16 protein-coding genes and 1 pseudogene are annotated in these 22,192 nt (G+C 62.1%); 9 read left to right on the top strand and 8 right to left on the bottom strand.

The features are described 5' to 3' along the window. The first annotated feature begins 4 nt into the window (after positions 1-4). Positions 5-1,969, top strand: coding sequence for a squalene--hopene cyclase (gene shc, locus ACS3WB_RS08090; RefSeq protein WP_438275046.1), 1,965 nt, complete (start codon positions 5-7; stop codon positions 1,967-1,969). Beyond that, positions 1,966-2,700: a phosphorylase gene (locus ACS3WB_RS08085; RefSeq protein WP_438275045.1), complete on the top strand. Its 735-nt coding sequence runs from the start codon at positions 1,966-1,968 to the stop codon at positions 2,698-2,700. The genes shc and ACS3WB_RS08085 overlap by 4 nt, the downstream gene beginning before the upstream one ends. A 446-nt stretch (positions 2,701-3,146) precedes the next feature. Here ACS3WB_RS08085 and hpnH read toward each other — a convergent pair whose 3' ends face one another. Beyond that, on the bottom strand, positions 3,147-4,316 hold the full coding sequence (hpnH, locus tag ACS3WB_RS08080) for an adenosyl-hopene transferase HpnH (RefSeq protein ID WP_438275044.1): 1,170 nt from the start codon (positions 4,314-4,316) through the stop codon (positions 3,147-3,149). Between the two features lie 45 nt (positions 4,317-4,361). Next, positions 4,362-5,288 carry a 4-hydroxy-3-methylbut-2-enyl diphosphate reductase gene (gene ispH, locus ACS3WB_RS08075; RefSeq protein ID WP_438275082.1) on the bottom strand — a complete coding sequence of 309 codons (927 nt, stop codon included), beginning with the start codon at positions 5,286-5,288 and terminating at the stop codon, positions 4,362-4,364. A 463-nt stretch (positions 5,289-5,751) separates the two neighbouring features. Here ispH and ACS3WB_RS08070 point away from each other — a divergent pair, with 463 nt between their 5' ends. Continuing rightward, a complete protein-coding gene (locus tag ACS3WB_RS08070) occupies positions 5,752-8,337 on the top strand; it encodes an MMPL family transporter (RefSeq protein ID WP_438275043.1) in 2,586 nt (861 codons plus the stop codon). Here ACS3WB_RS08070 and ACS3WB_RS08065 read toward each other — a convergent pair. Further along, complete coding sequence (locus tag ACS3WB_RS08065; protein WP_438275042.1) at positions 8,290-8,970, bottom strand: DUF2147 domain-containing protein; 681 nt, start codon at positions 8,968-8,970, stop codon at positions 8,290-8,292. The two genes, ACS3WB_RS08070 and ACS3WB_RS08065, sit on opposite strands and share 48 nt — an antisense overlap. Before the next feature lie 133 nt (positions 8,971-9,103). Between ACS3WB_RS08065 and hpnO the strand changes: the two genes are divergently transcribed. Next, positions 9,104-10,495 (top strand): aminobacteriohopanetriol synthase HpnO, encoded by a 1,392-nt coding sequence (gene hpnO, locus ACS3WB_RS08060; RefSeq protein ID WP_438275041.1) that lies wholly within the window; start codon positions 9,104-9,106, stop codon positions 10,493-10,495. A 119-nt stretch (positions 10,496-10,614) separates the two neighbouring features. On the opposite strand, the gene ACS3WB_RS08055 is transcribed toward hpnO, so the two are convergent. The 4 genes from ACS3WB_RS08055 to ACS3WB_RS08040 form a co-directional block, all read right to left on the bottom strand. Further along, positions 10,615-11,376 (bottom strand): anti-sigma factor family protein, encoded by a 762-nt coding sequence (locus ACS3WB_RS08055; protein WP_438275040.1) that lies wholly within the window; start codon positions 11,374-11,376, stop codon positions 10,615-10,617. After that, a complete protein-coding gene (locus ACS3WB_RS08050; RefSeq protein ID WP_438275081.1) occupies positions 11,373-11,936 on the bottom strand; it encodes a sigma-70 family RNA polymerase sigma factor in 564 nt (187 codons plus the stop codon). The genes ACS3WB_RS08055 and ACS3WB_RS08050 overlap by 4 nt, the downstream gene beginning before the upstream one ends. A gap of 76 nt (positions 11,937-12,012) precedes the next feature. Then, positions 12,013-12,342, bottom strand: coding sequence for a cupredoxin domain-containing protein (locus ACS3WB_RS08045; protein ID WP_438275039.1), 330 nt, complete (start codon positions 12,340-12,342; stop codon positions 12,013-12,015). A 7-nt stretch (positions 12,343-12,349) separates the two neighbouring features. After that, positions 12,350-13,297, bottom strand: coding sequence for a metallophosphoesterase family protein (locus tag ACS3WB_RS08040; protein ID WP_438275038.1), 948 nt, complete (start codon positions 13,295-13,297; stop codon positions 12,350-12,352). Between the two features lie 224 nt (positions 13,298-13,521). On the opposite strand from ACS3WB_RS08040, the gene ACS3WB_RS08035 reads away from it, so the two are divergent. Beyond that, positions 13,522-14,694 carry a M20 aminoacylase family protein gene (locus ACS3WB_RS08035; protein WP_438275037.1) on the top strand — a complete coding sequence of 391 codons (1,173 nt, stop codon included), beginning with the start codon at positions 13,522-13,524 and terminating at the stop codon, positions 14,692-14,694. An 87-nt stretch (positions 14,695-14,781) separates the two neighbouring features. Further along, the gene (locus ACS3WB_RS08030) at positions 14,782-15,279 is read left to right on the top strand and encodes a ferritin-like domain-containing protein (RefSeq protein ID WP_438275036.1); all 498 of its coding nucleotides are present in this window, start codon (positions 14,782-14,784) and stop codon (positions 15,277-15,279) included. A gap of 157 nt (positions 15,280-15,436) precedes the next feature. Here ACS3WB_RS08030 and ACS3WB_RS08025 read toward each other — a convergent pair. After that, positions 15,437-16,060 (bottom strand): annotated as a pseudogene (locus ACS3WB_RS08025) (UdgX family uracil-DNA binding protein); the annotation flags it as partial. Positions 16,061-16,256: 196 nt separating this feature from the next. Here ACS3WB_RS08025 and ACS3WB_RS08020 point away from each other — a divergent pair. From ACS3WB_RS08020 to ACS3WB_RS08010, 3 genes are read left to right on the top strand one after another with little or no spacing between them, the layout of a single operon-like run. After that, positions 16,257-17,069, top strand: a complete 813-nt coding sequence (locus ACS3WB_RS08020; RefSeq protein ID WP_438275035.1) for an ImuA family protein — start codon at positions 16,257-16,259, stop codon at positions 17,067-17,069. Then, positions 16,963-18,657 carry a Y-family DNA polymerase gene (locus ACS3WB_RS08015; RefSeq protein WP_438275080.1) on the top strand — a complete coding sequence of 565 codons (1,695 nt, stop codon included), beginning with the start codon at positions 16,963-16,965 and terminating at the stop codon, positions 18,655-18,657. The genes ACS3WB_RS08020 and ACS3WB_RS08015 overlap by 107 nt, the downstream gene beginning before the upstream one ends. Continuing rightward, entirely contained in the window at positions 18,654-22,175 is a 3,522-nt protein-coding gene (locus ACS3WB_RS08010; RefSeq protein WP_438275034.1) for an error-prone DNA polymerase, read from the top strand. The genes ACS3WB_RS08015 and ACS3WB_RS08010 overlap by 4 nt, the downstream gene beginning before the upstream one ends. Positions 22,176-22,192: the final 17 nt, after the last annotated feature.

Raw genomic sequence — 22,192 nt, 5'->3', positions numbered from 1 at the left:
CGCCATGAGCTCCGTGAACGCCACAGCCGCGCCGATCGACGAGGCCGCTCTCGGGAGCAGCATCGGCGCCGCCACGCGGGGTCTTCTGAACCTCAAACAGTCGGACGGTCACTTTGTGTTCGAGCTGGAGGCCGACGCCACCATCCCGTCCGAATACGTCCTGCTGCGGCACTATCTCGGCGAGCCGGTCGATGCGGCGCTGGAAGCCAGGATCGCGGTCTACCTCCGCCGCATCCAGGGCAGGCACGGCGGCTGGCCGCTGGTGCATGACGGACCGTTCGACATGAGCGCCAGCGTGAAAGCCTACTTCGCGCTGAAGATGATCGGCGATTCCGTCGATGCGCCGCACATGGCGCGTGCAAGGGAGGCAATCCTGTCACGCGGCGGCGCGGCCAATGTAAACGTCTTCACCCGTTTCCTGCTTTCGTTCTTCGAAGTGCTGACATGGCGCAGCGTTCCGGTTCTCCCGGTCGAGATCATGCTGCTGCCGATGTGGTCGCCGTTCCATCTCAACAAGATATCCTACTGGGCGCGCACCACCATGGTGCCGCTGATGGTGCTGGCGGCGTTGAAGCCGCGCGCGCGCAACCCGCGCGGCATCGGCATCCGCGAATTGTTTCTTCAGGATCCGGCCACGGTCGGCACGCCGAAGCGTGCTCCCCATCAAAGCCCGGCCTGGTTTGCGTTGTTCAGCGGAATCGACCGGATCTTGCGGACGATCGAGCCGCTGTTTCCCAAGCGGATCCGGGCGCGGGCGATGGACAAGGCGATCGCCTTCGTCGAGGAGCGCCTCAACGGCGAGGACGGCCTCGGCGCGATCTTCCCGCCGATGGTCAATACGGTGATGATGTATGATGCGTTGGGGTATCCGCCCGAGCATCCGCCGCGCGCGATAACGCGGCGTGGAATCGACAAGCTTCTGGTGATTGGCGAGGAGGAAGCCTACTGCCAGCCCTGCGTGTCGCCGATCTGGGATACTGCGCTTGCCGCTCACGCGCTGCTCGAAGCGGGCGGGCCGGATTCGCTGACCAGTGCCGGCAAGGCCCTCGACTGGCTGCTTCCGAAGCAGGAACTCGATCTCAGGGGTGACTGGGCTGTTAAACGTCCGGAGGTCCGGCCTGGCGGCTGGGCGTTCCAGTACGCCAACGCTCACTATCCCGATCTCGACGACACCGCGGTCGTGGTGATGGCGATGGACCGGGCGCGGCGCAACGACCAGAGCGACAAATACAATGAGGCGATCGCGCGCGGTCGCGAGTGGATCGAGGGTATGCAGAGCCGGGACGGCGGCTTTGCGGCGTTCGATGCCGACAATCTCGAATACTATCTCAACAACATCCCGTTCTCGGACCATGCGGCGCTGCTCGATCCGCCAACCGAGGACGTCACCGCCCGATGTGTCTCGATGCTGGCGCAGCTTGGCGAGACCGTTCAGGACAGTCCGGTCATGGCGGCCGGCATCGACTATCTGCGCCGGACCCAGCTCAAGGAAGGCTCCTGGTACGGCCGCTGGGGCCTGAACTACATCTACGGCACCTGGTCGGTGCTCTGTGCGCTCAACGCCGCCGGCGTCGACCGCAAGGACCCTGCGATACGCAAGGCGGTGGACTGGCTGGTGTCGATTCAGAACGCCGATGGCGGCTGGGGCGAGGATGCCATCAGTTACCGGCTGGACTACAAAGGATTCGAGCCCGCGCCGACCACGGCCTCGCAGACGGCCTGGGCGCTGCTTGCCCTGATGGCCGCGGGTGAAGTCGAAAATGTGGCTGTGGCCCGGGGAATCAAGTACCTAATAGCCACACAGACCAAAAAAGGACTGTGGGACGAGCAGCGTTACACGGCGACGGGGTTCCCACGGGTGTTTTATCTGCGGTACCATGGCTACTCCAAGTTCTTCCCGCTCTGGGCGCTGGCGCGGTATCGGAATTTGAGAAGCACCAACAGCAAGGTGGTAGGGGTCGGGATGTGAATTTGGGGGCGGCGACCGACGTATCCGCGGGTGATACCTTTGACCCGCGGCCGGTATTGATCGTGACCGGTCTGGTTCAGGAAGCCCGCATCGCCGCGGGGCCGGGCATGACTGTCATTTGCAGCAGTAGCAATCCCCGGCAATTGCGCACGCTTCTCGCGAGCTTCGATCCGGCCACGGTTCGCGGCGTCATCAGCTTCGGCGTCGCCGGTGGGCTCGATCCGTCCCTGGAGTCCGGAGATGTCGTGGTCGCAACCGACGTCGTGGACGGTGTCTCGCGCTGGCAGGCGGGCCTCGCCCTCAGCGAGGAACTGATTGATGGCTCCGGCCTTGGCGGTCAGAAAGTGGTGCGTGCCGGGCTCGCCGGCGTCGAGCAGGTCGTCGTGGGACAGGCCGGGAAGGCGGCGCTCCATGCCGCGACGGGCGCCTCTGCTGTCGACATGGAAAGCCACATCGCGGCCGCCTATGCCACTAAAGCGGGGCTTCCCTTCGCTGCCTTACGGGTGATCAGCGACCCGGCAACGCGAGCGCTACCGGCGATTGCCCGCAGTGCCATCAAGCCGAACGGAAACATCGACCTGAAAAAGGTGATCGGTGGCCTTGCGCGAAACCCGTTGACCTTGCGGGCGCTGGTGTCCACCGGAATCGACTTCAATCGGGCGCTGCGCTCGTTGCGCGGCTGCCGCGGCTTTCTACTGGGCGGGGGGAGCCTCGTCCCGGCGGATATCTGATCGTCCGCTAGAGCGTTTTCGAGCGAAGTGGGGCCGGTTCGCGTGAGAAAATGTGTTAATCAAAATCATAGAGCCCGCTTCTGACTCCGTCAGAAGCGGAAAAGGCTCTAGATATGATCCCGAAAAGTGGAAACCGTTTTCGGAAAAAATGAGGTTCAAACAAAAAGATAAGCGAGGAGTCTAATTCAACGCAGTTGAAACAGACTCTATCGCGTTTTAGCGAAGCATGTCCTCGGGTTTGACCCGCCTGTTTGCGCAAAGAAAGCACGTCAAATCAAAAACATAGGGCCCAGCTTTTGATTCCGTCAGAAGTGGAAAGGCTCTAGTTCTGCATTTTTGTTCCTGAAAACGACAATGGCGCCGGAGAGACGATCTCCAGCGCCATTGTCATATTAGGCACCTGTGACGCGACGCCTTTGACGCGTCGACCCCGCAAGTCGCGGCGCTCACGCCGCGGTGGAAGCCTTCTGCTCCTTGGCCGCCTGTTTTGCGGCGGCGGCCGCGACTTCATCCTTGCGGATCTCCGACAGCTTCTTCTGCACCTGCTCGGCAAAGATGTACTGCGCCGGACGCTGCTTGCTGAGATCGATTTCCGGCGCCATCGGCCCCGTGGTTTGGACGCCGCGCAGCGCCACCCACATGGTCTTGAGCGGATTGTTCAGCGCCGCGGTGGCGGCGGTCGGCTCGTAACCGCAATGCGCCATGCAGTTGGCGCATTTTTCGTACTTGCCGGTGCCGTAGGAGTCCCAGTCGGTGGTGTCCATCAGTTCCTTGAAGGTCTTGGTGTAGCCCTCGCCGAGCAGGTAGCAGGGCTTCTGCCATCCGAAGATATTGCGCGCCGGCATTCCCCATGGCGTGCAATGATATTCCTGATTGCCGGCCAGAAAGTCGAGGAACAGGCCGGAGTGCATGAAACTCCACTTCTTGCCCCTGCCGAGTGCGAACACATCGCGGAACAGTTTCTTGGTCTTGGTCCGGTTCAGGAAGTGCTCCTGATCCGGTGCGCGCTCATAGGCGTAGCCGGGCGAGATCGAAACGCCGACGCCGAGTTCCGCGCAGAAGTCGAGGAAAGCCGCGATGTCCTCGGCAGGATAGCCGTCGAACACCGTGCAGTTGACGTTGACAGTGAAGCCGCGCGCCTTGGCCGCCTTGATCGCGGAGACCGCGCGGTCGAACACGCCTGCCTGACACACCGACTTGTCGTGGTGCTCCTTCAGGCCATCGAGATGGACCGAGAAGAACAGGTACGGGGAGGGCTCGAACAGATCGAGCTTCTTCTCCAAAAGCAGCGCGTTGGTGCAGAGCGAGACGAACTTCTTGCGCGCGACAAGTCCGCGCACGATCTCGCCGATCTCCTTGTGGATCAACGGCTCGCCGCCGGGAATGGCGACCATCGGCGCGCCGCATTCCTCTGCGGCGTCCCAGCATTCCTGGGCGGTCATGCGGCGGTTCAAAATCGCATCGGGATAATCGATCTTGCCGCATCCGGCGCAGGCGAGATTGCAGCGGAACAGCGGCTCGAGCATCAGCACCAGCGGATAGCGCTTGCGGCCCATCAGCTTCTGCTTGATCAGATAACCGCCGATCTTCAGTTCCTTAAAAAACGGTATTGCCATCACAAGTGTTCTTTCTGGAGTTACCAGTCTGAAATTTGAAAGGGATCAGGCTGAGGTGAGTTCGGATGGAAGCCGGAATTCGATGTTTTCTTCGCGCCCCGGCAGCACCGAGACAGCCACCGGCCCTATGCGCCTCAAGGCCTCGATGACGTCATCGACAAGCACTTCCGGCGCGGAGGCGCCAGCGGTGATGCCCACGGTTTTCGCGTCCTTCACCCACTCCGCGTTGAGTTCGCTTCCGTCGGAGATGAGATAACTTGCAACTCCGACTTCGGTGCCGATTTCGCGCAGCCGATTAGAATTTGAACTATTGGTTGCTCCGACAACCAGGATGACATCCACCAGCTTACTGAGATCTCTGACCGCGGATTGCCGATTCTGCGTTGCATAGCAGATATCCCGCGTGTCAGGGCCCTGGATATCCGTAAAACGCTGCTGAAGCGCGAGGATGATATCCTTGGTATCGTCGACGCTGAGCGTCGTCTGGGTGATATAGGCGACCGGGGTGTCGGCGGGCAACGTCAGGGCCGCAACATCATCGACGTCCTGAACCAGCAAAACTGGACCGGAAACCTGTCCCATGGTTCCCTCGACCTCGGGATGGCCGGCGTGGCCGATCAAAATCAGGGTCCGTCCCTTCGATACGTAGCGTTTGCCCTGGTTGTGGACCTTGCTGACCAGCGGGCAGGTGGCATTGAGCACCGGCAAACCGCGCGTGGCAGCCTCTTCTTCCACGCTGCGCGCGACGCCGTGAGCGCTGAACACGGTGACGGCTTTCGGCGGAACCTCGGACAGATCCTCGACGAAGATCGCACCTTTGTTCTTGAGGCCTTCGACGACGTACTTGTTGTGAACGATCTCGTGGCGGACGTATACCGGCGCTCCGTACTTTTCCAGCGCGCGCTCTACGATCTCGATCGCGCGCACCACCCCCGCGCAGAATCCCCGCGGTTGCGCCAGAAGAATTTCAATTGGGCGAACGTCAGTCAATTTGCACCTTACGCATTATACCTAGCTCCATATAGTCCGAACGTTTTCGTCTTAAAATCACACTTGTCTTCAAGAAAAGTCACAGGTGTTTAATCTAAGGGGCGCGTCCCGGGAACTCGCTATGACTTACAGGGCCATGAATCCGGGCAAAAAAGCCTCTAGGCGGACGTTCGGTCGCTGAATCCATGCCGGAAAGCGTATCCCGGTATTATGATACAGCATCGGCTTTGAAGCCTCACCTGTTCGTCACTTTGTCATCTATCCGTCGGCCTTATATCAAGGCGACCGACTTCAAGCCGAATCATCCGGCAATCATCCCCAATCAAAACCGTGGCCATTTGTCCAAGCTTCTGAAGACAACAGGGTACAAAACCACTAGATCAGGCGGAAGAATCGGACCGGAATTCGGTGTCTTTTACGTATTGCGGTAGCAGAAAGAAAGAACGTGCTGACAGGTATAGTTGTTTCAATCGTTAAGGCTTGCACACGATTTGCCCTGGTTACTGCGTTGGTCGCGATCGTGCTGGCGGCCGGAGCAGTCTTATATACCGCAAGAAATTTTGAAATCAATACTGATATCAATAGGTTGATCTCTCCCAACCTGGATTGGCGGCAGCGCGACATCGCTTTCGAGAAAGCGTTTGACCAGGAAAGGCTGATCCTTGCGGTCGTGGAGGCTCCGACAGCCGAGTTTGCGGGAGCGGCCGGCACCCTGCTGACGGCGAAGCTCGCCGGCGACCACAATCATTTCGAAGCCGTTCAGCAACTCGGGGGCGGTCCGTTTTTTGAACGAAACGGCCTGCTTTTCCTGCCGACCGACGAGGTCAGGCAGATCACCGGTCAATTCAGCGAGGCCGCACCGCTTGTCGAGATCATGGCCGGCGATCCGAGTTTGCGCGGGCTGACGGGGGCGCTCGAAACAGCGCTCGTGGGCCTGAAACGGGGGCAGTTCGCGCTGGACAGCACGGCGCGGCCGTTCTCGCAGATCGCCCAGAGCATCGAGGACGTCCTGACCAAGGGGAATGGCTTTTTTTCCTGGCGTGAACTCGCCAGCGACAAGCCGCTGACCGATTCCGATCGCCGCGTGCTGATTCAGGTCAAGCCGTACCTCGATTTCAACGCGCTGGAACCCGGCAAGGACGCCACCGACGCGATCCGCCAAGCCGCCACCGATCTGGATATCGCCGGCAAGTTCGGCGCCCGTGTCCGCCTGACCGGACCGGTTCCGATCGCCAACGAGGAATTCGCCACCGTGCAGGAGGGCGCGGTCGTCAACGGCATCGGCACGGTGCTGGTGGTGCTGTTGATTCTCTGGCTGGCGCTGCGCTCGCCGAAGATCATCTTCGCGGTGTTCGTGACGCTGTTCATCGGGCTCGCCATCACGACGGCGGTCGGTCTCATGATGGTGACGTCGCTCAATCTTCTGTCGATCGCGTTCGCCGTCCTGTTCGTCGGACTGGGCGTCGATTTCGGAATCCAGTACAGCGTCCGCTATCGCTCCGAACGCTTCAAGACCGACGATCTGGAAGCGGCGTTGCTGATCGCGGCGAAGCGTTCGGCGGTGCCGCTGTCGCTGGCGGCCATGGCCACGGCGGCGGGCTTCCTGTCGTTTCTGCCGACCGATTACAAAGGCGTTTCGGAACTCGGCAAGATCGCCGGCGTCGGCATGCTGGTCGCCTTTTTTGCAAGCATCACCGTGCTTCCGGCGTTGCTGCGTCTTCTGAATCCGCCTGGCGAGAAAGATCCGGTCGGCTACGCGTTTCTGGCGCCGCTCGATCATTTCCTCGAAAAGTATCGCGTGGCGATCATCGTCAGTACGCTGGCCGTCGTGATTCTCGGATCACCCGCGCTCTACTTCCTGCGGTTCGATTTCAATCCGATCCACCTGAGGAGCACGAAAGTCGAATCGATCGCGACGTATCTGGATTTGCGGAAAGATCCGGAGACCGGCGCGAACGCCATCAACGTGATGGTCAAGTCCGAGCAGGAAGCAAAGCAGGTCGAGGCCCGGCTCGCCAAGGTGCCGGAAGTCGCACGCACCAGGGGGCTCGACAGCTTTGTTCCCGCCGACCAGCCGGAGAAACTCAAGCTGATCGCGCAGGGCGCTAAGGTTCTCGGTCCCGCGCTCAATCCGGATTCGATCGACCCGCCACCCTCCGACGGGGAGAATGTCAGTGCGCTGAAGGAGGCCGCCGACAGCCTGCGCAAGGCCGCTGGCGGCAATCAGGGGCCGGGCGCTACGGCCGCGAAGCGACTGGCCGACGATCTGACCCGGTTGGCCGAGTCGAACGAGGCGACGCGCGAAAAAGTTCAGGCCATGTTCGTCGAACCGCTCAAGCTGATGTTCGAGCAGATCCGCAGTTCATTGAAGGCTGAACCGATCAGCCTGAAATCCCTGCCGCCGGATTTCGTGAAGCTCTGGAAGAGCGACGGCGTCATGCGTGTCGAAGCGTTGCCGCGCGGCGATCCGGACAACAATGATACGCTGCGCAAGTTTGCCAGTGCCGTGCTCGCCGCCGAGCCCACCGCGATCGGCGGACCGGTATCGATTCTCAAATCGGGAGACACCATCGTGAAGGCATTTATCGAGGCGGGGCTGTGGGCCCTGGCCTCGATCAGCATCCTGCTTTGGCTGGCGCTGCGCCGAATCACTGACGTGTTGCTGACGCTGGTCCCCTTGCTGGTCGCGGGGGCGGTGACGCTGGAGATCTGCGTCCTGATCGGGCTTCCGCTCAACTTCGCCAACATCGTCGCGCTGCCGCTGCTGCTCGGCGTCGGCGTGGCGTTCAAGATATACTACGTCACCGCCTGGCGTTCCGGCAGGACGAATCTGCTGCAATCGAGCCTGACGCGGGCAATCTTCTTCAGCGCGCTGACCACCGCGACCGCGTTCGGCAGCCTGTGGCTGTCGAGCCATCCCGGCACGGCGAGCATGGGCAAGCTGCTGGCTTTGTCGCTCGTCACGACGCTTGCAGCCGTGCTGCTATTTCAGCCCGCCCTCATGGGCCGCCCCCGCAATGTCGGGAAGTAGACAGATATCGCCCACGGGGTCATCCGGGGTCGTGGCGGTGGCTGTCTTCTGACCGGTGGTCCTGGCCTGTGCCTTCGGCGCGTTGGTCTTTGCCATGCCTGCTTTCGGTGCCGTGCCCGGTTTCGGTGCGCCTTTGGCGGTAGGGTGGGCAGGGCTGGTAGCAGGATTGTTGGACGGACTGCTGGGAATCGGACCCGCCACGCGGGTCCATGTCTCGCCGCCGCACAGGATACCGAGCACGCAGCCTTCGATCTCGAGTTGATCCGGCGATGTCAGTTTGATCGAGGACTCATAGGTTTTGCCGTCCTTGGCATTATAGACCTGACCGTCCCACTCCTCCTTCTCCGGTTTCTTCTTTTTCATTTCCAGAAGAATTGGCATTCCGAGCGTCGGGCGGCTCCTCTTCGAGGCGTCCGGATTGTTCTGATCGACGCCGCCGGGCTGCTTCTCCCAGGAGACGACTCCCCACATCGCGCCATTGCATTCGGCAACGCGAATATTGGCGACGCCGTCGGCAACGCGCCAGTCGCCGGTCGGATCGGCCGCTCCGGCTGTCCCGAATCCCGCCGTCACCAGCGCCGCTGCGACGAGAGAGGTAGTGGCGAGAATCCTGCAATTATTTAAAGTACGCATGGTATGTCCTGGACGCTGAAACATATCTTCAAGCCTGTGCCTAAGTAGAAGGGCTGGGGATCAGTGACAAAGCAAATTGTCATATTCATGCTTTTCAGTTGACGAAACCGCCATCAACCGAAGTATGTAGCGGATGCTATATCCAAATCTAGACGTTTCCGAGATGTTTGTGGAACGGCAGGCGCAGCGCAGCGCGATGCATGTCCGCCACCTCAATGAACAGCTCGTCAGAGTTCTGAAGACCATCGGCTACGATGTCGGTTTCCAGAGCGGTCACGGTCAATATCTGGTCGATCGCGAGGGCGCCCGTTATCTTGACCTACTCAGCGGATTTGGCGTTTTTGCGATTGGGCGGAACCATCCCGTGCTGCGGGATGCCCTCAAAAGCGTCCTCGACAGCGATCTGCCGAATCTCGTGCAGATGGATGTCTCGACGCTGGCCGGCATTCTGGCCGAGCGGCTGCTCGCGCATGTTCCCTATCTCGACAAGGTGTTTTTTGCGAATTCGGGGGCGGAAAGCGTCGAGGCCGCGATCAAGTTCGCGCGTGTCGCTACCGGGCGGACCGGCATCGTTTACTGCGATCACGCTTATCACGGGCTGACCTACGGCGCGCTGTCCCTGACTGACGACAAGAATTTCCGTGGCGGGTTCGACCCTCTGCTTCCGGACTGTGGCGTCATTCCCTTCAACGATCTGGCCGCGCTGGAGCAGGCGCTGTCGTCGCGGCGGGTCGCAGCCTTCATCGTCGAACCGATCCAGGGCAAGGGCGTCAATATACCGAGCGACGAGTTCCTGCCGGGAGCGGCCGCGCTGTGTCGGAAATACGGCACGCTGTTCGTGGCGGATGAAGTTCAGACCGGCATCGGCCGGACCGGACGTTTTCTCGCCGTCGAGCACTGGAACGTCGAGCCCGACATGGTGCTGCTGGCCAAAGCCCTGTCCGGCGGTCATGTGCCGGTCGGCGCGGTGCTGACCCGCAAGCATATCTTCGACAAGATATTCAACCGCATGGATCGCGCCGTGGTTCACGGCTCGACCTTCGCCAAGAACGATCTCGCGATGGCGGCCGGCATCGCGACCCTTGAAGTGCTGAAGGCCGAGAAGCTGATCGAGAACGCGGCGAGGCGCGGCGAGGAATTGCGCCAGGCGCTGGAGCGCATGGTGCCGGGTTACGAACTTCTCAAGGAGGTGCGCGGCAAGGGCCTGATGATCGGCATCGAGTTCGGGCCGCCGAAATCACTGCGGTTGCGCGCATCCTGGAATCTGCTGGAGACAGCCAACAAGGGCCTGTTCTGTCAGCTCATCACCGTGCCGCTGTTCAAGGATCATAAGATCCTCACCCAGGTCTCCGGTCACGGCAGCCATACCATCAAGCTGCTGCCGCCGCTCATCATCAACGAGGAAGACTGCAAGTGGATCGAGACCTCGTTCGACAGCGTCATCGCCGCAAGCCATCAGGTTCCCGGCGCGATCTGGTCGCTCGGCAAGACGCTGATGGACAACGCCGTCCGCAAGTCGGCCTGATGCTTGGAGTCTGATGCAACTGGGTGAATCAGACTTGAGCGTTACCCTTTTGATTGAGCATGACTCTTTGAAAGCCGCTTCCGCTTTTCGCCGGCGCGGCCTTCAGTCGGGATCATGCTTTAACCGTTCCCGTTCGTCTGCATCGCCTTCTCGAGCTTGTCGCTGAATTCGGCAAGCTCGTCGGCGTTGAGATCGCTCACCGCCCAGAAGTTCAGACCGTGGTCGCGCCAGCGGCGGATGTTGAAGCCCTGCACATCCTCGGTGCGCGCCGCGCTGTGTCCAGCATTCGGCGTCTGCGCGACGAACAGATTGATGACGTGCGCGCGCCGCTTGTAGACGACCGCGCCGATCGCTCGCCCATCGATATAGTCGAGCCGTCCACCGATCAGCGTGAAGCCGAGTGCCGTCAGGTCGATCACCGGCGGCGATACGTCGAGCCGCCCGTTGAACCACGGCTTGACCGTGTGCTGGTCGGTCGAGAGCACGTCGGTCAGATGCCCTGCCTGCAGCGATCGCAGATGCGCCGAGACGATCTCGGAGGCGATGCGCTGCTCGTCGTCGGTGCGCAGCACGATCGCGACGATGCCGGTCGCAGCCATCGCGGAGACGGCGGAGCCCATGGCGAAGCCCGCGAGCAGCGAGCGGCGGCTGGTGCCGCGCGCCTGCGGGATTGCCGCCTCGATCCGCTGGCGCAGGTGCGCAGGCGCGGTGAAGCGCATATCCGCCGCAGCAATGGCAGCATTCATCTCGCGATAAGTCTTGAGCGCGGCTGTGCAGCGCGCGCAGGTGGCGATATGGGTTTCGACCTGACGCGCGTGACCAGCGTCGAGTTCGCCGTCGATCAGCGCGTGGAGAAGGATGTCTGCTTCATCGCAGGTCATCTGGATTGCTCCTCTTCCGCGAGCCATGCCGACCGCAGCATGGCGCGCGCCCGCGCGAGCCGTGACATGACGGTGCCGACCGGCGCATCGACAATCTCGGCGATCTCGCGATAGGACAGATTCTGGATTTCGCGCAGGACGAACGTCTCGTGGAACGGTTCTGGCAGCGCTGCGATCATCCGCCGGATTGAGTTCGCGTCGCGTTTTTGCAGCGCCTGCGTTTCCGGCGTGTCCTGGGTCTCCTGCCACAGCGGGGCGGTGGTCTCGGCGCTTTCGGGCAGGTCATCGATGGTCGTTGCGGCCGACCTGGCGCGGCGGGCAAATTCGGCATGGCAGACATTGCGCAGGATCGCGAGCAGCCACGGCTTCATCGCCGGACCGTGGTAAGTGTCGAAATGCTTCAACGCGCGCAGATAGCATTCCTGCACGGCGTCCTCGGCGTCGGCGGGATCACGCAGGAGATAGCGCGCGACAGTGTAGACGTCGTCGAGATAGGGCAGGGCCGCGTCGCGAAAGCGCTGCGCTTTTGTCTGATCGTCTCCGGGTGAGCCAAACAGCATCGTGGTGTTCGCAGCCGGGTGGGCTCCGGCAGCGGGACGCTGCCTGAGCCCCAAGGTGATGCCTCGCTTTTGGCCGTTACTCAACCTTGATCATTCCCACCATATGCGGGTGCAGCGAGCAAAAATATTTGTAATCGCCGGCGCTGGTGAAGGTGAACGAGTATTTGTCGTCGGTATCCAGCGCCTTGGAGCGGAATTGACCGGCCGAAACGACCGTATGCGGGATGTCGTCACGGTTGGTCCACGTCACGGTCGTGCCGGCCTTCACCGTCAGTTGCGCCGGTTCGAAAGTGAAGTTGTCGATCGTCACCGACGCCTCTTCGCAATGGGCAGCGGACATTTGCATTGCAAGCGCGGCGGCCGCTGCAAGTCGGACGGCGATTGTGCGCAAGTTCAGGGACATCATACGATCCTCAGCCTTGCAGCGGCGTATCGATGATGGCGAGGCGCTCCTCGCCGGGTTTGAAGATGATGCTGGCGGTACCGAGCAGGCTGCGCAGCTTGTCGTCGGCGACCTTCATCGGCCCGGGCGAGGGCGCGGTGCCCGGCGCGGGCTGCGGGAAGGCGGTCGAGCGCGCGGTATGGAAGGTGACGTTGCCTTCGACCTTCTGCATCACCTGATGGATGTGGCCGTTCAACACGGTCACCGAGCCGAAGCTCTTGAGCAGATCGAGCGCCCGCGCGCCATCGTCGGTGCCCCAGCCCCAGGTCGGATAGACGCTCCACAGCGGAATATGCGCGAACACCACGATCGGCTGCGAAGTCGAGCGGCCTGTCAGGTCGTCCGCGAGCCACGCCAGTTGCTCCGCGCCGAGGTTGCCGAGGCCGCCGGCCTTAAGATCGACGACGTTGACGAGGCCGATGAAGTGCACGCCGTTGGCGTCGAACGAGTACCAGCCCGCGCCCTTGGTGCCGCGGCCATACCGCTCGCGATATAGTTTAATTTCCTCGTCGATGAAGTCATGTTCGCCCGGCACGTAGTGCACGTCGAGCCGCGACTGCGAGATGATGCGCTCGGCATCGTCGAATTCGGAGGCTTTCGACAGGTGGGTGATATCGCCGGTGTGGATCATGAAGGACGGCTTCGCCGGCAGCGTCTTGATCTTGCCGATCGCCTCTTCGAGCGTTGCGAGCGCGTGCGGGTTGGCGGCCTTGTCGAAGCCGACATGGCTGTCGCTGATCTGCAGGAAGGTGAGGGCGGATGCGGATGCTTCGGCGGCTTGCGCCGATCCGACAATGCCGAGCGATCGCGGCACGCCGCCGGCAAGGGTCCAGAGCACGCCCGTGCCGGCCCATGTCATGCATTCGAGCACCTTGCGGCGGCTGACACCGTCGCTGTCGTGATGGTGGTCATGGCTCATCAGAAATCTCCCACGCCCGTCGTTGGGCATGCAGACCTGATCGGGGAACATGCAGATTTATTCCCGCGCCTGCATCGGGCGCGATGACGAAACGGTTACCGGCGACTTGGAAAGCCCATGGCAGGCGGCATTGATCGCTGCAAAATCGGCGTATTGGGCCGCTCATCGCGTCATGGTAATAAGGTAACAGATCAAATTCAGTCCCGACCGACCGGAACCCCGCCATGCCCATCGTCAACCGCGTTGCCGATCTGCAATCCGATATCGCCGACTGGCGTCGGGACATCCACGAGCATCCGGAACTGCTGTACGACGTGCGCCGCACCGCGGCGTTCGTGGCGGACCGCTTGCGGGAGTTCGGCTGCGACGAGGTTGCGACCGGGCTCGGCCGGACCGGCGTCGTCGGCGTCATCAAGGGCAGGAAGCCTGCCGCCGATGGTGCGGTCGGGGTGATCGGCCTGCGCGCCGACATGGATGCGCTGCCGATTCACGAGGAAACCAACCTGCCTTACGCCTCGAAGACGCCCGGCAAGATGCACGCCTGCGGCCATGACGGCCACACCGCGATGCTGCTCGGCGCCGCGCGCTATCTCGCGGAGACGCGGAATTTCGCCGGCGAGGCCGTCGTGATCTTCCAGCCGGCCGAGGAGGGCGGCGCCGGTGCTGCTGCGATGATCAAGGACGGTTTGATGGACCGTTTCAGGATCGATCAGGTCTACGGCATGCATAACCTTCCGGGCGTCCCGCTCGGTTCCTTCGCCATCCGGCCGGGCCCGATCATGGCGGCGACCGATGCCGTCGATTTCCGGATCGAGGGTCATGGCGGCCACGCTGCGCGGCCGCATCTCTGCATCGATCCGGTGCTGGCCGGATCGCAGCTTGTCGTCGCCCTGCAATCGATCGTGTCGCGTAACGTCGATCCGCTGGAATCGGCGGTCATCTCGGTGTGCGAGTTCCATGCCGGCAACACCCGCAACGTGATTCCGCAGACCGTCGAACTCGGCGGGACCGTCCGAACCCTGAAGGCCGACGTGCGCGACCAGATGGAGAAGCGGATACGCGAGGTTGCCGCCGGCGTGGCGCTGACGACCGGAACGAGGATCGATGTCAGGTTCGGGCGCGGCTATCCGGTCACGGTCAATCACGTCCGGCAGACCGAAACGGCGATGAAGGTCGCGAGGGAAATCGCCGGCGAAAGCAACGTGCATGAGACCCCGCCGATGATGGGCGCGGAGGATTTCGCCTACATGCTGGAAGCCCGGCCCGGCGCTTTCATCTTTGTCGGCAATGGCGACAGCGCGGGCCTGCATCATCCAGCCTACAACTTCAACGACGATGCCATCGTCTACGGCACCTCGTACTGGATCAGGCTGGTCGAGAACATGCTCGCTGCCTGAGGGATCGCTATTGCAAGGCTCCAGGAACATAGCCCCTCACGTCGCGTTAGGAAGCGGGAATTTCCCCTCCAACCGCGCGAGGCTACAATGACGAAAGAGAAGGACCTTCACGACCTGTTCCTTGATCAGCTCAAGGACATCTACTTCGCCGAAAAGCAGATCCTGAAAGCGCTGCCCAAGATGGCGAAGGCGGCGACATCCGACAAACTGCGGGCAGCCTTCGAAAAACACCATGACGAGACCGAAGGCCAGGTCGAGCGCCTGGAACGTATTTTCGAACTGATCGAAAAGCCGGCCAAGGGCAAGACCTGCGATGCCATCCTCGGCCTTCTTGAGGAGGGGAAGGAAGTCATGGAAGAATACAAGGGCACCGAGGCGCTGGACGCTGGGCTGCTCGCCGCGGCGCAGGCGGTGGAACATTACGAGATGGCGCGCTACGGAACCATGAAGGCGTGGGCGGTCCGGCTTGGCATGAAGGACGCCGTCAAGCTGATCGATGAAACGCTGCAGCAGGAGCGCAAGACCGACAAGGATCTGACGGCGCTGGCCGAAGCCGGTGTCAACTCCGAGGCGTTGGCTGCCTGATTTTTCGAGAAGTCCGTCATCGGCGGCTATAGCGTTTTCGAGCGAAGTGGAAACCGGTTCGCGTGAAGAAAACGGTCAAATCAAGAGCCTAGAGTCTTTCACTGTTTCCATGAAACGGTGAAAGACTCTAGGGCTGCCGATGACGGGTCGATCTGCTTCACGCCGCCTTGTCGCGGCGCAGTTGCGTTGCGGCGATTTTCAGGTCATCGACAAAACGTTCATATTCGCGCGCTCTCGCGTCCTCCTCCGGCAGCCGCAGGAGATAGGACGGGTGGACCGTCACCAGCGCCTTGTGCCCGTCGTTCGTCTCGATCAGCCGACCGCGGTTCTTATTGATCGGCGTGATCTTGCCGAAAACGCTTTGCGCTGCGGTCGCGCCCATCGCCACCACGAGCGTGGGATTGACGGTGGCGAGTTCGCGTTCATACCACTGGCGGCAGGCTCTGATCTCAGCCGTGTTGGGTTTCTGGTGCAGCCGGACCTTGCCGCGCGGCACGAACTTGAAATGCTTCACAGCGTTCGTCACGTAGACCTTTCCGCGATCGATGCCGGCTTCTTTCAGCGCGCGGTCGAGCATCTGGCCGGCGGGTCCGACGAAGGGTTTCCCCGCGAGGTCTTCCTTGTCGCCGGGCTGCTCGCCCACCAGCATGATCGGCGCGGGCGCCGGTCCTTCGCCGAACACGGTCTGCGTCGCGTTCTTCCAGAGAGGACAGGCGCGGCATCCGGCGGCTTCTTCGCGCAGACGCGGCAGGGAGAGAGGCGAGGCGGTCATGGGCGTCTCCGCTGTCGGGTTTGTCACTGAAACCTCTGAGGCAATGCCCGGCGCTGACCGGCGTTCCTTTGATGCCTTTGGATTCGTAAGCAAAAATCGTGCGCGAAAAGCTGGTTGACTCCCGGTTGCCTGATAAGCTTATTATAGAACATAACGGGAACAATTTACTCCGCCGCGAGTTCATTGTCACGAGCGGATTGCGATCATGACTGGAAACCGAAGCAGCGCAGAGACGCTTGCGCGTCTGCGCGACCGCATCGCGCGCATCGAGGCCGGTCGCGGCGGCGGAATGCCGGGCCGGGCCGCGCTCGGTCATGAAGAGGCGGATGCCGTGCTGCAGGGTGGGCTGGCGCGTGGCGCGATGCATGAGGTGTTCGCGGAAGGACGACACAGCGCGGCGGCGAGCGGCTTCATCGCGGGCCTTGCGCAGCGGGTATGCGCAAACCGGCCGCTGCTCTGGGTACGGCAGGATTTTGCCGCGCGCGAATCCGGTGCGCTGTCGATGCGCGGATGGCGCGAACTCGGTCTCGATCCGTGTCTGTTGGTGACGGTCCATGCATCAGATGTGGAGAACGCGTTGCGGACGGCGGCCGATGCGCTGGCCTGCGATGCGCTCGGCGCCGTGGTCATGGAGATATGGGGCGAGACGCGTCTGCTCGATCTCGTCGCGAGCCGCAGGCTGACGCTGGCGGCGCGGGCCTCCGGAGTCACCGGGCTGCTGCTGCGGGTGGCTGCAACGCTATTGCCTTCGACGGCGGAGACACGATGGATCGTGCGCCCGGCGCGCTCGCCGCCATGCGAGGCGTGGCAGGCATGGGGCGCACCCGTGCTTGAGACGCGGCTTGTCCGCAACCGTCATGGCCAGACCGGCCAATGGATCATGGAGTGGAAATGTGATGAGTGCCTCTTCCGTGACGTCTCGATCCGTGGCGCGCAGACGCATCCTCAGCCTGTGGCTTCCGCGTCTGCCGACCGACCGGATCGTGCGCGAGTTGTTGCGCTCCGACGGACTGGTTGAAGCCTGTCGTGGTTCGCAATTAAGCCCGACCATTATGGAGAAGAGATTTCCCCGCATCGTCGTCGCCAAACAGAACAACGCGCTGGTCATCGCCGCGCTGGATGACGCGGCCGCGCGGATCGGTCTCGCGGTCGGGTTGCCGCTGGCCAATGCCCGCGCGATCTGCCCCGGCATCGACGTGTTCGACGCCGATGAGATGGCCGACGCCAAAATCCTGAACGATATCGCCGACTGGTGCGACCGCTTCACGCCGCTGGTGGCGCTCGATCCGCCGCAGGGTCTGCTTCTGGACATCACCGGCTGCGCGCATCTGTTCGGCGGCGAGGCGGCGCTGATGAATGCGCTGTGCGGCGCGCTGACGCGGCAGGGTTTTGTCGTCAGCGCGGCGATCGCCGGCACGCCGGCCTGCGCGCGGGCGCTGACGCGTCATACCCATGGCCGGATCGTTGCGCCCGGCAAGGAGGCCCGAGCGGTTGCGGCGCTGCCGGTGTTCACGCTCGGCGCGGATGATGCGATCACGCGCGGGCTGCGCCGCGCCGGGCTGAAAACCATCGGCGATGTCGCCGCGCGCGGCCGCCACGAGATCGCGGCGCGGTTCGGATCGACTTTCACTGTGCTTCTGGAACAGACGCTGGGGCAAAGCGACGCGCCGATCAACCCGCGCAAGCCGCTGCCGGATTTTATCGTCGAGAAACGCTTCGCCGAGCCGATCGCCACCGACGGCGCGATCGCGATGACGCTGGCGAGCCTTGCGCGCACGCTCATCGCCGCGATGGAAAAACAGGGCAAGGGAGCGCGGCGGCTGGAAGCAGGTTTTTTCCGCACCGACGGCGCGGTGCGCGTCATTGCTGTCGAGACCGGACGTCCGGTCACGCGCGGCGAGACCATCGATCGTTTGTTCCGCGAGCGGCTCGACGCGTTGGCCGATCCGCTCGACCCCGGCTTCGGTTTCGATATGGTGCGGCTGTCCGCCGTCCGGACCGATCTCGTGATACAGGAGCAGCGCGACCTCGACACACATGTCAGGGACAATGACGAGGTGGCGGCGCTGGTCGATCGTCTTGCCGCCCGCATCGGCAGTCATCGCGTCGTCGTGCACCTGCCGCAGAACACCCACATTCCGGAGCGCGCGTCGCTCCCGGTGCCGGCGCAACAGCATCTTGCGGCGGCCATGCGTGCCGAATGGTTGGAGCGTATCGAGGGTGAGCCGCCGCTGCGGCCGCTGCGCATGTTTGCGCCACCGGAGCCGATCGATGTGACGGCGATGTTTCCGGATGGACCGCCGGCGCAGTTCAAATGGCGTCATCGCCAGTGTCTCATTGCACACGTCGAAGGACCCGAACGCATCGCCATGGAATGGTGGAATCGCTGCGAGCAGTCCTTGTCGCCTGAACCTGACGATGAATTCATGCGCCTGCATCCGCCACAGGGCGAGGTGGCAGTCGCCCGCGCCGACAGCAGCACGCTGACGCGTGATTATTTTCGTGCCGAGGATAGGGAAGGCGTACGTTATTGGCTTTATCGCGAAGGAATTTACGGGCGTGAAGTCCAGACGTTCCGCTGGTTCCTGCACGGGCTGTTCGCATGAAGCATCCGCGCGATAGTCCGGCCTTTGCCGAAATCGGCATCATGACCAACTTCTCGTTTCTGTATGGCGGTTCGCATCCGCAGGAATATGTGCATCAGGCGAGCGAATTGCGCCTTCCGATGATTGGCATTGCCGATCGCAATACGCTGGCGGGCGTGGTGCGTGCTTATACCGAGCTGCAAAATCCCAAAGTTCACCACAAGCCAAGACTGCTCGTCGGTTCGCGTCTCGTGTTCATCGATGGGGCGCCAGACATTCTTGTCTATCCCAGCGATCGCAATGCTTATGGCCGACTCTGTCAGTTGCTCAGCAAAGGCAAGCTGGGGGCGGAGAAGGGCGAATGTCACCTGACATTGGATGATTTGCTGGAGTTTGCCGAAGGCCAGCTTCTCGTGCTGGCGTTGCCGCATCGCTTCGAGGCAGTGGCCGCGCTTAAAGCGCTGGAGCGATTGCGGCAGAGCAGCGCGGATGGCGTCTGGCTCGCGGCAAGCCTGCTCTATCGCGGCGACGACCGTCGCCGCCTGCTGCGATTGCACCGGATCGCGACCACCGCGCGCGTGCCGCTGCTCGCAACCAACGAGGTGCTGTATCATCATTCCGCGCGGCGTCCCTTGCAGGATGTGCTGACCTGCATCCGCGAAAAGACTGTCATCGATGCCATCGGGTGCAAGCTGGAAGTCAACGCCGAGCGGCATCTGAAGCCGGTACATGAGATGGCGCTGCTGTTTCGCGATATTCCAGAGGCGATCGCCGAAACCGTGGCGTTCGCCTCGCGCATCGAATTTTCGCTCGACCAGCTCAAATACCAGTATCCCGACGAGCCGGTGCCGCCGGGCAAGACGGCGCAGCGTCATCTGGAGGATCTCACGTGGGCAGGTGTCGAAAAATATTTTCCGGAAGGTGCGGATGAAGATCTGAAAACGGTTCTCCGCAAGGAATTGGACCTGATCGCTGAACTCAACTACGCCCATTACTTTCTCACCGTGCATGACATCGTGCACTGGGCGCGCGCGCAGAACATCCTGTGCCAGGGGCGCGGCTCGGCGGCGAATTCGGCAGTCTGTTACGTGCTCGGCATTACCTCCGTCGATCCCACTAAGGTCGACCTGCTGTTCGAACGTTTTATTTCCAAGGAGCGGCTGGAGCCGCCCGATATCGACGTCGATTTCGAGCATTCGCGCCGCGAGGAGGTCATGCAGTATGTCTATCGCCGCTACGGCCGTCACCGCGCCGCGATCATCGCCACCGTCATCCGCTATCGGCCGCGCAGCGCCATTCGCGATGTCGGCAAGGCGCTGGGCCTGACCGAGGATGTGACGGCGGCGCTCGCGGATACGGTCTGGGGAAGCTGGGGCGACGACGTCAGCGACATGCAGGTCAGGCAGGCCGGATTCGATCCGCAAAACCCGATGGTGCGCCGCGCCGTCGAACTCGCCACCGAGTTGATCGGCTTTCCGCGTCACCTGTCGCAGCATATCGGCGGCTACGTGCTGACGCAGGACCGGCTCGACACTTACGTTCCGATCGGGAATGCGGCGATGGATGACCGCACCTTCATCGAGTGGGACAAGGACGATGTCGATACATTACGGATGATGAAGGTCGACGTGCTGGCGCTCGGCATGCTGACCTGCATCCGCAAATGTTTTGACCTGATCGCGGATCACAAGGGTGAGCGATGGGAGTTGGCGACGATCCCGCAGGATGAGAAGCCGGTCTACGATATGCTGTGTCGTGGCGAATCCATCGGCGTATTCCAGGTCGAGAGCCGGGCGCAGATGAACATGCTGCCGCGCTTGAGGCCGCGCACGTTCTACGATCTCGTCATCGAGGTCGCCATCGTCCGTCCCGGCCCGATCCAGGGCGACATGGTGCACCCCTACCTGAAGCGGCGCGCCATGGATTCCGACAAGATCGACTATCCCTATCCGAAAGGCGGCGACAAGAATGAACTACGGAATGTTCTGAAGCGCACGCTGGGCGTGCCGCTGTTTCAGGAACAGGCGATGCGCATCGCCATCGTCGCCGCGAAATTCACCTCGGAAGAGGCGAATGGGTTACGTCGCGCCATGGCGACGTTCCGCAACGTAGGCACCATCGGCTCCTTTCAGGAGAAGATGGTCAACAGCATGATCGCGCGCGGCTACGATCCCGTGTTCGCGAAAAACTGTTTCGAGCAGATCAAGGGATTCGGCTCCTATGGCTTTCCGGAAAGCCATGCGGCGAGCTTTGCGCAACTTGTTTACGTCTCGTCGTGGCTGAAGCATTTCCATCCCGACGCGTTTTGCTGCTCCTTGCTGAATTCGCAGCCGATGGGTTTTTATGCGCCGGCGCAGATCGTGGGAGATGCCAAAAAGAACGGCGTCGAGGTGCGGCCCATCGATGTTTCGTTCAGCCATTCGCAGAACACTCTGGAGGAGCGCGCGGGCGCGCATCACGCGGTGCGGCTCGGCTTCCGCCAGATCGACGGATTCAAGTGGGTCGATCCGGATGAGGAGAGAGGCAAGCAGCAGGTGGCCGATGAAAAGTTGTTCCCGATCCCCTTGTGGGAGAGGGTCAGGGAGAGGGGTAAGCTACAAGACCAGTGCTTGAGATACCCCTCTCTTCACCTTTCCCCCACAAGGGGGGAGAGAGCAGGCAATGCGTGGATTGGGGCTTCAAACCCGCCGTCTCAAGAACAGTTATCTTCTTCTTCGTTGACATCTGACGACTGGGGCGAGCGGATTGTCGCCGCGCGGCAACGCCGGTCCTTCACCTCCATCGAGGATTTCGCCCGCGATACGAAACTGCCGAAGCGCGCGCTGATCCTGCTGGCCGATGCCGATGCCTTCCGCTCGCTCGGGTTTGACCGCCGCGCGGCGCTGTGGGCGGTGCGCCGCCTTCCGGACGATGTGCCGCTGCCGTTGTTCGAAAGCGCCGTCGCGCGCGAACTGCCGGACGAACATGCCGCGCCGCTGCCCGAAATGCCGCTGCCGGAGCAGGTGGTCGCCGATTATCAGACCGTGCGGCTGTCGCTGAAGGGGCACCCGATGGAGTTTTTGCGCGCGATGTTCACTCGCGAGCGCGTGGTGAGTTGCGCGGAGGTCTCGCATGCCAACGATAAGCGCCGCGTCAAATGCGTGGGTGTCGTGCTGGTGCGGCAGCGGCCGGGCAGTTCCAAGGGCGTCGTGTTCATGACGCTGGAGGACGAGACCGGTATCGCCAATATCGTGGTGTGGCCAAAAATCATGGAGCGTTATCGCAAGGAGGTGATGGGCGCGCGGCTGATCGAAGTGGAGGGCACTATCCAGAGTAGCCCGGAGCAGGTCGTGCATCTGGTCGCGGATAAACTGACCGATCGCTCCGCTGAGCTGATGCATCTGGCGAACGACGCGCTTGTCTCACATCCGCTGCCGTCGCCGGCTGCACCGGCCGAGCCGCTCAACGATGATCGTCGCGATCATCCCGACAATCCCGCGCAACGCACCCGCCATCCGCGCGATGTGCGCATCCTGCCGCGCTCGCGCGATTTTCATTGAAAGCCTCCCCACGTCAT

Origin of the sequence: Nitrobacter sp., from assembly GCF_051535215.1 — a bacterium.
GTDB lineage: Bacteria > Pseudomonadota > Alphaproteobacteria > Rhizobiales > Xanthobacteraceae > Nitrobacter.
Note: the sequence above shows the minus strand (reverse complement) of the source record. Positions and strands in the feature narration are given on the sequence as shown.

Excerpts from the sequence above, each read along its gene's own strand:
- ACS3WB_RS08020 (WP_438275035.1), top strand. The coding sequence starts at position 16,257 with ATGACTGGAAACCGAAGCAGCGCAGAGACGCTTGCGCGTCTGCGCGAC.
- ACS3WB_RS08035 (WP_438275037.1), top strand. The coding sequence starts at position 13,522 with ATGCCCATCGTCAACCGCGTTGCCGATCTGCAATCCGATATCGCCGAC.
- hpnO (WP_438275041.1), top strand. The coding sequence starts at position 9,104 with ATGCTATATCCAAATCTAGACGTTTCCGAGATGTTTGTGGAACGGCAG.
- ACS3WB_RS08045 (WP_438275039.1), bottom strand. The coding sequence starts at position 12,342 with ATGATGTCCCTGAACTTGCGCACAATCGCCGTCCGACTTGCAGCGGCC.
- ACS3WB_RS08055 (WP_438275040.1), bottom strand. The coding sequence starts at position 11,376 with ATGACCTGCGATGAAGCAGACATCCTTCTCCACGCGCTGATCGACGGC.
- ACS3WB_RS08040 (WP_438275038.1), bottom strand. The coding sequence starts at position 13,297 with ATGAGCCATGACCACCATCACGACAGCGACGGTGTCAGCCGCCGCAAG.
- ACS3WB_RS08050 (WP_438275081.1), bottom strand. The coding sequence starts at position 11,936 with ATGCTGTTTGGCTCACCCGGAGACGATCAGACAAAAGCGCAGCGCTTT.
- hpnH (WP_438275044.1), bottom strand. The coding sequence starts at position 4,316 with ATGGCAATACCGTTTTTTAAGGAACTGAAGATCGGCGGTTATCTGATC.
- ACS3WB_RS08065 (WP_438275042.1), bottom strand. The coding sequence starts at position 8,970 with ATGCGTACTTTAAATAATTGCAGGATTCTCGCCACTACCTCTCTCGTC.
- ACS3WB_RS08030 (WP_438275036.1), top strand. The coding sequence starts at position 14,782 with ATGACGAAAGAGAAGGACCTTCACGACCTGTTCCTTGATCAGCTCAAG.
- shc (WP_438275046.1), top strand. The coding sequence starts at position 5 with ATGAGCTCCGTGAACGCCACAGCCGCGCCGATCGACGAGGCCGCTCTC.
- ACS3WB_RS08010 (WP_438275034.1), top strand. The coding sequence starts at position 18,654 with ATGAAGCATCCGCGCGATAGTCCGGCCTTTGCCGAAATCGGCATCATG.